Source organism: Pseudomonas sp. HMSC067G02 (assembly GCF_001813485.1).
Classification (GTDB): Bacteria; Pseudomonadota; Gammaproteobacteria; order Pseudomonadales; family Pseudomonadaceae; genus Pseudomonas; species Pseudomonas aeruginosa.
In genome coordinates, this window is sequence record NZ_KV812625.1 from 72,907 (window position 1) to 84,601 (window position 11,695).

Genomic DNA, 11,695 nt, shown 5'->3' on the forward strand with positions numbered 1-11,695 from the left:
GGGAACCCCCATGGCAAAGAAGAAACCCGCCCCCAAGCGCGGCGCCAGCCGCTACCAGGCGCCCGCCGCGAAGAACGGCGTTCCCGGCTGGGTCTGGCTGGTCGCCGGCCTGGCCATCGGCGGCTTCATCATGTTCCTGATGAAGCTCGAACCCGGGCGCAAGGACGTCCAGCGCGAACGCCCGGACGCCCAGCGCCCAGCCGCCGTGCAGGGCAAGCAGCCGCAGCAGAACGGCCAGGCCCAGCAGCCCGCGCAAACGCAGACGCCGGCCCAGGCCAAGCCGAAGTACGAGTTCTACACCCTGCTGCCGGAGTCCGAGGTCGTGGTGCCGCCGGAAGCGGTACCGGAGAAGGCCCCGCCGCCGCCCACCCCCGCCGAGCTGGCCAAGGCCGACGAAGCGCGGGCCAAGGCCGCACTCGCCGGGCAGGTGCCACCGCCGCTGCCGAAAGCGGTGGTCGCCGCCAGCACGCAGTTCTTCCTGCAGGCCGGCTCGTTCCGCAAGCAGTCCGACGCCGACCGCGTGCGCGCGCAGATCATCCTGCTCGGGCAGTCGGTGAACGTCGAGGCCGGCAACGTCCGCGACGAGACCTGGTACCGGGTGATGGTCGGCCCGTTCAACAGCCGCGACCAGTTGTCCCAGGCGCAGAAGACACTGTCCTCCAACGGCTTCAGCAACCTGCTGTTACAGCAACGCAAGGCCCGCTGAACGCGGGCCACGCCGTGCGTTCCGACGCACGGCGGTGCGTGCGGTTGAAAAGCCGCGGATCGCCCCTATATCTCCCAGCATTCCGGGCATTCGGCCCCGCAGTGTGGAGATTTCCCCCTTGACCACCATCGTATCTGTCCGCCGCAACGGCAAAGTCGTCATGGGCGGCGACGGCCAGGTTTCCCTGGGCAACACCGTGATGAAAGGCAACGCCAAGAAGGTCCGGCGCCTGTATCACGGTCAGGTACTGGCCGGTTTCGCCGGCGCCACCGCCGATGCCTTCACCCTGTTCGAGCGCTTCGAGCAGCAACTGGAGAAACACCAGGGGCACCTGGTCCGCGCCGCCGTCGAACTGGCCAAGGACTGGCGCACCGACCGCTCCCTGAGCCGCCTCGAAGCCATGCTCGCGGTCGCCAACAAGGATGCCTCGCTGATCATCACCGGCAACGGCGACGTGGTCGAACCCGAACACGGCCTGATCGCCATGGGCTCCGGCGGCGGCTTCGCCCAGGCCGCGGCCTTGGCCCTGCTGCAGCACAACGCCGAGCTGAGCGCTCGGGAAGTCGCCGAGACCGCGCTGAACATCGCCGGCTCGATCTGCGTCTTCACCAACCAGAACCTGACCATCGAGGAGCTGGACAGCGCCGTCTGAAGCGCTCGTCCCCCGCTGGAGTAAACGAATGTCCATGACGCCCCGCGAGATCGTCCACGAACTCAACCGCCACATCATCGGCCAGGACGACGCCAAGCGCGCCGTCGCCATCGCCCTGCGCAACCGCTGGCGACGCATGCAACTGCCGGCCGAGCTGCGCGCCGAGGTCACGCCGAAGAACATCCTCATGATCGGCCCCACCGGCGTCGGCAAGACCGAGATTGCCCGCCGCCTGGCGCGCCTGGCGAACGCGCCGTTCATCAAGGTCGAGGCGACCAAGTTCACCGAGGTCGGCTATGTCGGACGCGACGTCGAGTCGATCATCCGCGATCTCGCCGACGCCGCGGTGAAGATGCTCCGCGAACAGGAGATCCAGAAGGTCAAGTATCGCGCCGAGGACGCCGCCGAAGAGCGCATCCTCGATGCCCTGCTGCCGGCCGCGCGTCCCGCCATGGGCTTCGGCGACGAGCCGGCACGCGAGGACAGCAACACCCGCCAGCTGTTCCGCAAGCGCCTGCGCGAAGGCCAGCTGGACGACAAGGAAATCGACATCGAGGTGGCCGACAACCCGGCCGGCGTGGAGATCATGGCCCCGCCCGGCATGGAGGAGATGACCAACCAGTTGCAGAACCTGTTCTCCGGCATGAGCAAGGGCAAGAAGAAGACCCGCAAGCTGAAGGTCGCCGAGGCCCTGAAGCTGATCCGCGACGAAGAGGCGGTGCGCCTGGTCAACGAGGAAGAGCTCAAGGCACGCGCCCTGGAGGCGGTCGAGCAGCACGGCATCGTCTTCATCGACGAGATCGACAAGATCGCCAAGCGCGCCAACGCCGGCGGCGCCGACGTCTCCCGCGAGGGCGTACAGCGCGACCTGCTGCCGCTGATCGAGGGCTGCACGGTGAACACCAAGCTGGGCATGGTCAAGACCGACCACATCCTGTTCATCGCCTCCGGCGCCTTCCACCTGAGCAAGCCGAGCGACCTGGTTCCCGAGCTGCAGGGCCGCCTGCCGATCCGCGTGGAGCTCAAGGCCCTCAGTCCGAACGATTTCGAGCGCATCCTCACCGAGCCGCATGCCTCGCTCACCGAGCAGTACCGCGAGTTGCTGAAGACCGAGGGGCTGGCCATCGAGTTCGCCGAGGACGGCATCAAGCGCCTTGCCGAGATCGCCTGGCAGGTCAACGAGAAGACCGAGAACATCGGTGCCCGCCGCCTGCATACGCTGCTCGAGCGGCTGCTGGAAGAGGTCTCGTTCAGCGCCGCCGACCTGGCCAGCGAGCATAGCGACAAGCCGATCCTGATCGATGCCGGCTACGTCAACAGCCACCTCGGCGAGCTGGCCGAGGACGAGGACCTGTCCCGCTACATCCTTTGACCACCGCCGCCGCCACGGCCAACACCGTGGCGGCGGGCCGCGCGGTCCCGAACCGGGGTATCCTTGTACTCCGCCCTTCCGCGAGTCCGATGCGATGCGTATCCCTTCCGCCATCCAGCTGCACAAAGCCTCGAAGACCCTGACCCTGCGCTACGGCGAGGACAGCTACGACCTGCCCGCCGAGTTCCTCCGCGTGCATTCGCCCTCGGCCGAGGTCCAGGGCCACGGCAACCCGGTATTGCAGTACGGCAAGCTGAACGTCGGCCTGGTTGGCGTCGAACCCGCCGGCCAGTACGCACTGAAGCTGAGCTTCGACGACGGCCACGACAGCGGCCTGTTCACCTGGGACTACCTGTACGAGCTGGCGACCCGCAAGGACCAGCTATGGGCCGACTACCTGGCGGAGCTGGCCAGCGCCGGCAAGTCGCGCGACCCCGACGAGTCGGTCGTCAAGCTGATGCTCTGAAGCGCCGGGCCGAGTGCCCCTTCGCGGCACACGGCATCCTGGCGATTTTTCCCCGCTGCCCCGAACGAGGGCACGTCATTTGCAACATTCGCCCCGCAGACTGCCAGACCAGACATCCGGTCGGCGCGGTCGCCACGGCGAATGTCCTACCCTGCACGGCAGCAACGCTCTAGTCCGCAGGTCGGCCGCTCGCCGGGCCAGCCACGCCGGCCACCGATGCTTCTGCCAGCTTGCACGCCAGCGGAAACTCGCGTAACCAAGACGGTGCAGCCCCTTGTCCGGGTTCCCTTCCCTGACGTGCGTCCGCCCCGCCCTGAAACGTGCGGGTGGGCTGGTAGTCGAGCAGTAGCCGGCCGGACACCTGGTCCCCGGTTTCGTTGCGGTCCCCTGTTTCGCCTCGAACAATGGAGCGTTGCCGATGAGTCAAAAGAACAATAACGAGCTTCCCAAGCAAGCCGCAGAAAACACGCTGAACCTGAATCCGGTGATCGGCATCCGGGGCAAGGACCTGCTCACCTCCGCGCGCATGGTCCTGCTCCAGGCGGTGCGCCAGCCACTGCACAGCGCCAGGCACGTGGCGCATTTCAGCCTGGAGCTGAAGAACGTCCTGCTCGGCCAGTCGGAGCTGCGCCCAGGCGACGACGACCGGCGCTTTTCCGACCCGGCCTGGAGCCAGAATCCGCTGTACAAGCGCTACATGCAGACCTACCTGGCCTGGCGCAAGGAACTGCACAGCTGGATCAGCCACAGCGACCTGTCGCCGCAAGACATCAGTCGTGGCCAGTTCGTCATCAACCTGCTGACCGAGGCGTTGTCGCCGACCAACAGCCTGAGCAACCCGGCGGCGGTCAAGCGCTTCTTCGAGACCGGCGGCAAGAGCCTGCTGGACGGCCTCGGCCACCTGGCCAAGGACCTGGTGAACAACGGCGGGATGCCGAGCCAGGTGGACATGGACGCCTTCGAGGTGGGCAAGAACCTGGCCACCACCGAGGGCGCCGTGGTGTTCCGCAACGACGTGCTGGAACTGATCCAGTACCGGCCGATCACCGAGTCGGTGCACGAACGCCCGCTGCTGGTGGTGCCGCCGCAGATCAACAAGTTCTACGTCTTCGACCTGTCGCCGGACAAGAGCCTGGCGCGCTTCTGCCTGCGCAACGGCGTGCAGACCTTCATCGTCAGCTGGCGCAACCCGACCAAGTCGCAGCGCGAATGGGGCCTGACCACCTATATCGAGGCGCTCAAGGAGGCCATCGAGGTAGTCCTGTCGATCACCGGCAGCAAGGACCTCAACCTCCTCGGCGCCTGCTCCGGCGGGATCACCACCGCGACCCTGGTCGGCCACTACGTCGCCAGCGGCGAGAAGAAGGTCAACGCCTTCACCCAACTGGTCAGCGTGCTCGACTTCGAACTGAATACCCAGGTCGCGCTGTTCGCCGACGAGAAGACCCTGGAGGCCGCCAAGCGTCGCTCCTACCAGTCCGGCGTGCTGGAGGGCAAGGACATGGCCAAGGTGTTCGCCTGGATGCGCCCCAACGACCTGATCTGGAACTACTGGGTCAACAACTACCTGCTCGGCAACCAGCCGCCGGCGTTCGACATCCTCTACTGGAACAACGACACCACGCGCCTGCCCGCCGCGCTGCACGGCGAGTTCGTCGAACTGTTCAAGAGCAACCCGCTGAACCGCCCCGGCGCCCTGGAGGTCTCCGGCACGCCCATCGACCTGAAGCAGGTGACTTGCGACTTCTACTGTGTCGCCGGTCTGAACGACCACATCACCCCCTGGGAGTCGTGCTACAAGTCGGCCAGGCTGCTGGGCGGCAAGTGCGAGTTCATCCTCTCCAACAGCGGCCACATCCAGAGCATCCTCAACCCACCGGGCAACCCCAAGGCACGCTTCATGACCAATCCGGAACTGCCCGCCGAGCCCAAGGCCTGGCTGGAACAGGCCGGCAAGCACGCCGATTCGTGGTGGCTGCACTGGCAGCAATGGCTGGCCGAACGCTCCGGCAAGACCCGCAAGGCGCCCGCCAGCCTGGGCAACAAGACCTATCCGGCCGGCGAAGCCGCGCCCGGAACCTACGTGCATGAACGATGAAAAGCGACCAGCCTGAAGAACTGCCGCAGGAGCGATCCGCGGCCTCCGCCGACGAAACCCCGCCAGCGCCTCCGGCGCGGCCCCGCGCCGCGCGGAAGCCGGCCAGGCCCCGTATCGCCGAGCCCGCGGCTGCGCCGCCGAGGACCCCGAGCATGCCCCAGCCCTTCGTCTTCCGGACCATCGACCTCGACGGCCAGACCATCCGCACCGCAGTGCGGCCGGGCAAGGAAGGAAGCACTCCGCTGCTGATCTTCAACGGCATAGGCGCCAACCTGGAACTGGTATTCCCCTTCGTCCAGGCGCTCGACCCGGAACTGGAGGTGATCGCCTTCGACGTTCCCGGCGTCGGCGGTTCCTCGACGCCCAGCGTGCCCTACCGCTTTCCCGGCCTGGCCAAGCTGGCGGCGCGGATGCTCGACTACCTGGACTACGGCCAGGTCAACGCGATCGGCGTGTCCTGGGGCGGCGCGCTGGCCCAGCAGTTCGCCCACGACTATCCGGAACGCTGCAAGAAGCTGATCCTCGCCGCCACTTCGGCTGGCGCGGTGATGGTGCCAGGCAAGCCGAAGGTACTGATGCGCATGGCCAGCCCGCGGCGCTACATCCAGCCCTCCTATGGCGTACACATCGCACCGGACATCTACGGCGGGGCCTTCCGCCGCGACCCCAAGCTGGCCATGGCGCATGCCAGCAAGGTGCGTTCGTCGGGCAAGCTGGGCTACTACTGGCAATTGTTCGCCGGGCTCGGCTGGACCAGCATCCACTGGCTGCATAGGATCCGCCAGCCGACCCTGGTGCTGGCCGGCGACGACGACCCGATCATCCCGCTGATCAACATGCGCGTGCTGGCCTGGCGCATTCCCAACGCCGAACTGCACGTGATCGACGACGGCCACCTGTTCCTGGTGACCCGCGCCGAATCGGTGGCGCCGATCATCATGAAGTTCCTCGCCGAGGAGCGCCGCCGCGCCGTCATGCACCCTCGTCCGTTCCTGCCCAAGACCGGCTGAACTGCTGCGCGGGCAACACCAGGGCAGCAGACACTGCTTCGTCATGGTGCAGGTGCATAGTCAATGTTCCGCAACGGCGCATGGCGCCTGGCTTCGCCGCGACAGCGCAAGCTCTGCGACGCCCCTCCCGGCGTTGTGGTACAGCGCTTGCTGCCCCACTGTCGGGCGGCATCCTCCCTGTTCAGGCAGGTGTGCGGTTCTGCCCCGGGTGAAACGGAATTCACAGGCTATAACTGAGTATTCCGAGCCAGGGGACTATCGCCCATGGCATCCAGACTGTGGTCCTACGACGGAGTGTGGTCCATGCGAGAAAAACAGGAATCGGGTAGCGTGCCGGTGCCCGCCGAGTTCATGAGTGCGCAGAGCGCCATCGTCGGCCTGCGCGGCAAGGACCTGCTGACGACGGTCCGCAGCCTGGCCGTCCACGGCCTGCGCCAGCCGCTGCACAGTGCGCGGCACCTGGTCGCCTTCGGAGGCCAGTTGGGCAAGGTGCTGCTGGGCGACACCCTGCACCAGCCGAACCCTCAGGACGCCCGTTTCCAGGATCCATCCTGGCGCCTCAATCCCTTCTACCGGCGCACCCTGCAGGCCTACCTGGCGTGGCAGAAGCAACTGCTCGCCTGGATCGACGAAAGCAACCTGGACTGCGACGATCGCGCCCGCGCCCGCTTCCTCGTCGCCTTGCTCTCCGACGCCGTGGCACCCAGCAACAGCCTGATCAATCCACTGGCGGTAAAGGAACTGTTCAATACCGGCGGGATCAGCCTGCTCAATGGCGTCCGCCACCTGCTCGAAGACCTGGTGCACAACGGCGGCATGCCCAGCCAGGTGAACAAGACCGCCTTCGAGATCGGCCGCAACCTCGCCACCACGCAAGGCGCGGTAGTGTTCCGCAACGAGGTGCTGGAACTGATCCAGTACAAGCCGCTGGGCGAGCGCCAGTACGCCAAGCCCCTGCTGATCGTGCCGCCGCAGATCAACAAGTACTACATCTTCGACCTGTCGCCGGAAAAGAGCTTCGTCCAGTACGCCCTGAAGAACAACCTGCAGGTCTTCGTCATCAGTTGGCGCAACCCCGACGCCCAGCACCGCGAATGGGGCCTGAGCACCTATGTCGAGGCCCTAGACCAAGCCATCGAAGTCAGCCGCGAGATCACCGGCAGCCGCAGCGTGAACCTGGCCGGCGCCTGCGCCGGCGGGCTCACCGTGGCCGCCTTGCTCGGCCACCTGCAGGTGCGCCGGCAACTGCGCAAGGTCAGTAGCGTCACCTACCTGGTCAGCCTGCTCGACAGCCAGATGGAAAGCCCGGCGATGCTCTTCGCCGACGAGCAGACCCTGGAGAGCAGCAAGCGCCGCTCCTACCAGCATGGCGTACTGGACGGGCGCGACATGGCCAAGGTGTTCGCCTGGATGCGCCCCAACGACCTGATCTGGAACTACTGGGTCAACAACTACCTGCTCGGCAACCAGCCGCCGGCGTTCGACATCCTCTACTGGAACAACGACAACACGCGGCTGCCCGCGGCGTTCCACGGCGAACTGCTCGACCTGTTCAAGCACAACCCGCTGACCCGCCCGGGCGCGCTGGAAGTCAGCGGGACCGCGGTGGACCTGGGCAAGGTGGCGATCGACAGCTTCCACGTCGCCGGCATCACCGACCACATCACGCCCTGGGACGCGGTCTATCGCTCGGCCCTCCTGCTGGGCGGCCAGCGCCGCTTCATCCTGTCCAACAGCGGGCACATCCAGAGCATCCTCAACCCTCCCGGAAACCCCAAGGCCTGCTACTTCGAGAACGACAAGCTGAGCAGCGATCCACGCGCCTGGTACTACGACGCCAAGCGCGAAGAGGGCAGTTGGTGGCCGGTCTGGCTGGGCTGGCTGCAGGAGCGCTCGGGCGAGCTGGGCGACCCTGACTTCAACCTTGGCAGCGCCACGCATCCGCCCCTCGAAGCAGCCCCGGGCACCTACGTGCATATACGCTGAAAGACCCGGCCCGGGCGCCTGGAGCCGGGCACCTCCATCCCCAGAAGAAGTCCGGATGAAGACACGCGACCGTATCCTCGAATGCTCGCTGTTGCTGTTCAACGAACAGGGCGAACCCAACGTCTCGACACTGGAAATCGCCAACGAACTGGGCATCAGCCCGGGCAATCTCTACTACCACTTCCATGGCAAGGAACCGCTGGTGATGGCGCTGTTCGAGCGGTTCCAGGCCGAGTTGGCGCCGCTGCTCGATCCGCCCGAGGAGGTGCGCCTGGGCGCGGAGGACTACTGGCTGTTCCTGCATCTGATCGTCGAGCGCCTCGCCCACTACCGCTTCCTGTTCCAGGACCTGTCCAACCTGACCGGGCGCCTGCCACGGCTGGCTCGCGGCATCCGTACCTGGCTCGGCGCGCTGAAGCGGACCCTGGCCACCCTGCTGGCCCGCCTCAAGGCCGACCGGCAGTTGCGCAGCGACGCGCCGGCACTCGGGCAACTGGTCGAACAGATCACCCTGACCCTGCTGTTCTCCCTGGATTACCAGCGGGTACTGGGCAGCAAGGGCGAGGTGCGCACGGTGGTCTACCAGATCATGATGCTGGTCGCCCCGCATCTGCGCAGCGAGGCCCAACGCTCGGCGGAAAGCCTGGCGCAGCGCTACCTGGGACCGGAATGAAAAACGCCCGGCGAGTGCCGGGCGTGTGCGTTGCCGCCAGGACTCAGCCCTGGCTGCTCGGCGTCGCCGGAGCGTTCGCTGCCGGAGCGCTGGCAGCCGGTGTGGCGGCGGGGGCAGCGGGCGCGCTCGAAGACGCGGCGGGAGCGGCCGGTTTCGCCGCGACGGGCTTGGCGGCCGGCTTCTTCGCCGCTGGCTTTTTCGCAGCCGGCTTGGCGGCAGGTTTCGCCGCGGGCTTGGCGGCGGTCGCAGCGGCCGGCTTGGCTGCCGGCTTCGCGGCGGGCTTGGCTGCGGCAGGTTTCGCAGCAGGCTTCGCCGCAGCCTTGGCTGCCGGCTTGGCCGCCGGTTTCGCTGCGGTCTTCGCAGCCGGTTTGGCGGCGGGCTTGGCTGCCGGCTTGGCGGCCGCGGTCTTCGCTGCAGGTTTTTTCGCCGCGGGTTTCGCCGCAGGCTTGGCGGCGGCCTTGGCTGCCGGTTTAGCTGCCGGCTTGGCCGCTGCGGTTTTCGCCGCGGGCTTGGCAGCCGGTTTCGCCGCAGGCTTGGCCGCTGCCTTCGCCGCCGGCTTGACGCTGACGCCGGTGAGTTTCTCGATCTGCCTGGTCAGCGTATCGACCTTGCCGTGCAGCTCCTTCACCTCGTTGCGGCTCGGCACGCCGAGACGCGAGATGGCGCTGTTCAGGCGCTTGTCGAAAGCTTCCTCGAGCTCGCTCCACTTGCCGAGCGCACGGTCCCGAACCTCGTCGACCTTGCTCTTCGCAGAGCGGGCGGAAGCCTTCGCCGCACCGACCTGCGCGTCCACATCGGACTTCGCTTCTTTTTCAGCCTTCTCGCCGTCTTTCACCAAGGTCTCGAACAGCTTGCTGCCGTCCTTGCTGACCTTCGAGTAGGCCCCCAGACCAGCCAGCCAGATCTGCCGCGAGTATTTCTCGATCTCGCCGATCCAACTGGACTCTTTTTCGCTCTTCTTCTTGCCAGCCATCCTGCTCTCCTTATTGGGTTCTCGCGACACGCTCGAGCACTGCGCTCAGCTCATCCAGCTTAGCAGAGAGTGCTTCGACATCGTTCCGGGAAGGTATGCCTATCCGGTTCAACGTGCTAGCGACACGGCTGTCGAATGCCTGCTCGATCCTGTCGAGCTGGTCTTCGACTTTTCCCTTCACCGAAGAGAGGCCGGTCTTGACACTGTCATTGGCCGAATCGACCTGACTTGTGACCAGCGATTTGCCTTTTTTCTCCAGGGCTTCGCCAGCTTTCACCAATTCCTTGAAGTAGTCGCTGCCTTCGGTGCCCAGGCGGGAATACGCACCCAGGCCGGCAAGCCAGATCTGGCGGGCATAGTGGCGGATCTCGGAGACCAGGGAAGTGGATTTGGAAACGGTCTTTTTCTTCAGGGCAATCTTGGCCATGGGGCACCTCACGCTCGTTGGGTTGAAGAAACCGCAGGCGCCGCCGGAACGCTGGCAGCGTGAGAGCAAGGTATCGGGGAAAATTAGAAACCGCATACTAAGCGGAAGATGGGCGCCGCCAGGACGGCGAACGCCCGGCGGGATCAGGCCAGCGCCTTGTCCAGCGCCTTCTCGATCTCGCCCTTGAGCAGGCCGCTCATGGCCGACAGCATCAGGCCGAGCTTGACGTCCACCGCGACCTTGTCCGCCCCCACTGCGATCCTGCCGTCGACGCCGCTGCGCTTGAAGGTCAGCTCGTCGCCCTGCCATTCGCACTGCACGCCGTGCTCCTTCGCCAGACGTTCGGCCAGTTTCTCCGCCTTGGCCCGTGCGGCGTCCAGCCCCAGGCTGTGCGGACGTTCGATGTGGATACGCGACATGGATCGACTCCTGATTGCAGATCGGAAAACTATACGCGGCCAGACAAAACACCGCACCCGCGCCGTCGGACGGCGGCACAGCACTTTCCCCACATCCTGTTAGAATGCCCGGCATTCTTTCCAGGTGAGAACGTCATGAACGATCCCCGCAAAGGCGCCGACGCCGAACCCACCACCCACTTCGGCTACCAGAACGTTCCGGAAAGCCAGAAGGCGAAGAAGGTCGCCGAGGTCTTCCACTCGGTGGCGGCCAAGTACGACCTGATGAACGACCTGATGTCCGGCGGCATCCATCGCCTGTGGAAGCGCTTCACCATCGAGCTGTCCGGCGTGCGCAGCGGGAACCGCGTGCTCGACATCGCCGGCGGCACCGGCGACCTGACCCGGCAGTTCTCGCGCCTGGTCGGCCCGACCGGCGAGGTGGTGCTGGCCGACATCAACGCCTCGATGCTCAAGGTCGGCCGCGACAAGCTGCTCGACAAGGGCGTCTCCGGCAACGTCAGCTTCGTCCAGGCGGACGCCGAGAAGCTGCCCTTCCCGGACAACCACTTCGACTGCGTGACCATCGCCTTCGGCCTGCGCAACGTCACCCACAAGGACGAAGCGATCCGCTCCATGCTGCGCGTGCTCAAGCCCGGTGGCCGCCTGCTGGTGCTGGAGTTCTCCAAGCCGAGCAGCAACCTGCTGTCCAAGGCCTACGACGCCTATTCGTTCAGCCTGCTGCCGCTGATGGGCAAGCTGGTCACCAACGACTCCGAGAGCTATCGCTACCTGGCCGAGTCGATCCGCATGCACCCCGACCAGGAAACCCTGAAGGCGATGATGGTGGAAGCCGGCTTCGACCGCGTGACCTACCACAACATGACCGGCGGCATCGTCGCCCTGCACCGCGGTATCAAGCCTTAACCGGGGG

12 protein-coding genes are annotated in these 11,695 nt (G+C 66.1%); 9 read left to right on the forward strand and 3 right to left on the reverse strand.

The genetic code is table 11. The annotated features are described in order from the left end of the window. The first annotated feature begins 10 nt into the window (after positions 1-10). The 8 genes from HMPREF2914_RS02915 to HMPREF2914_RS02950 all read left to right on the forward strand — a co-directional run bounded on the left by HMPREF2914_RS02915 (position 11) and on the right by HMPREF2914_RS02950 (position 8,963). Positions 11-706, forward strand: coding sequence for an SPOR domain-containing protein (locus HMPREF2914_RS02915; RefSeq protein ID WP_003095850.1), 696 nt, complete (start codon positions 11-13; stop codon positions 704-706). A gap of 118 nt (positions 707-824) precedes the next feature. After that, a complete protein-coding gene (gene hslV, locus HMPREF2914_RS02920; RefSeq protein WP_003095852.1) occupies positions 825-1,358 on the forward strand; it encodes an ATP-dependent protease subunit HslV in 534 nt (177 codons plus the stop codon). A gap of 28 nt (positions 1,359-1,386) precedes the next feature. Then, entirely contained in the window at positions 1,387-2,730 is a 1,344-nt protein-coding gene (gene hslU, locus HMPREF2914_RS02925; protein WP_003095854.1) for an ATP-dependent protease ATPase subunit HslU, read from the forward strand. A 94-nt stretch (positions 2,731-2,824) separates the two neighbouring features. Further along, a complete protein-coding gene (locus tag HMPREF2914_RS02930) occupies positions 2,825-3,196 on the forward strand; it encodes a gamma-butyrobetaine hydroxylase family protein (protein WP_003095857.1) in 372 nt (123 codons plus the stop codon). A 418-nt stretch (positions 3,197-3,614) separates the two neighbouring features. After that, a complete protein-coding gene (phaC, locus tag HMPREF2914_RS02935; protein WP_022579990.1) occupies positions 3,615-5,294 on the forward strand; it encodes a class II poly(R)-hydroxyalkanoic acid synthase in 1,680 nt (559 codons plus the stop codon). 152 nt (positions 5,295-5,446) lie between these two features. Further along, the gene (gene phaZ, locus HMPREF2914_RS02940) at positions 5,447-6,304 is read left to right on the forward strand and encodes a poly(3-hydroxyalkanoate) depolymerase (RefSeq protein ID WP_003095866.1); all 858 of its coding nucleotides are present in this window, start codon (positions 5,447-5,449) and stop codon (positions 6,302-6,304) included. A gap of 303 nt (positions 6,305-6,607) precedes the next feature. Beyond that, positions 6,608-8,290 carry a class II poly(R)-hydroxyalkanoic acid synthase gene (phaC, locus tag HMPREF2914_RS02945; RefSeq protein WP_070702799.1) on the forward strand — a complete coding sequence of 561 codons (1,683 nt, stop codon included), beginning with the start codon at positions 6,608-6,610 and terminating at the stop codon, positions 8,288-8,290. Between the two features lie 55 nt (positions 8,291-8,345). Then, positions 8,346-8,963: a TetR/AcrR family transcriptional regulator gene (locus HMPREF2914_RS02950; protein ID WP_003103292.1), complete on the forward strand. Its 618-nt coding sequence runs from the start codon at positions 8,346-8,348 to the stop codon at positions 8,961-8,963. A 43-nt stretch (positions 8,964-9,006) separates the two neighbouring features. On the opposite strand, the gene HMPREF2914_RS02955 is transcribed toward HMPREF2914_RS02950, so the two are convergent. The 3 genes from HMPREF2914_RS02955 to HMPREF2914_RS02965 all read right to left on the reverse strand — a co-directional run bounded on the left by HMPREF2914_RS02955 (position 9,007) and on the right by HMPREF2914_RS02965 (position 10,782). Beyond that, complete coding sequence (locus HMPREF2914_RS02955) at positions 9,007-9,936, reverse strand: phasin family protein (RefSeq protein WP_023092707.1); 930 nt, start codon at positions 9,934-9,936, stop codon at positions 9,007-9,009. 10 nt (positions 9,937-9,946) lie between these two features. Then, positions 9,947-10,363, reverse strand: a complete 417-nt coding sequence (locus HMPREF2914_RS02960; protein ID WP_023092708.1) for a phasin family protein — start codon at positions 10,361-10,363, stop codon at positions 9,947-9,949. A 143-nt stretch (positions 10,364-10,506) separates the two neighbouring features. Beyond that, positions 10,507-10,782 (reverse strand): polyhydroxyalkanoic acid system family protein, encoded by a 276-nt coding sequence (locus HMPREF2914_RS02965; RefSeq protein ID WP_003095874.1) that lies wholly within the window; start codon positions 10,780-10,782, stop codon positions 10,507-10,509. A 135-nt stretch (positions 10,783-10,917) separates the two neighbouring features. On the opposite strand from HMPREF2914_RS02965, the gene ubiE reads away from it, so the two are divergent. Next, positions 10,918-11,688, forward strand: coding sequence for a bifunctional demethylmenaquinone methyltransferase/2-methoxy-6-polyprenyl-1,4-benzoquinol methylase UbiE (gene ubiE, locus HMPREF2914_RS02970; protein ID WP_003103462.1), 771 nt, complete (start codon positions 10,918-10,920; stop codon positions 11,686-11,688). The last annotated feature ends 7 nt before the right edge of the window (positions 11,689-11,695 follow it).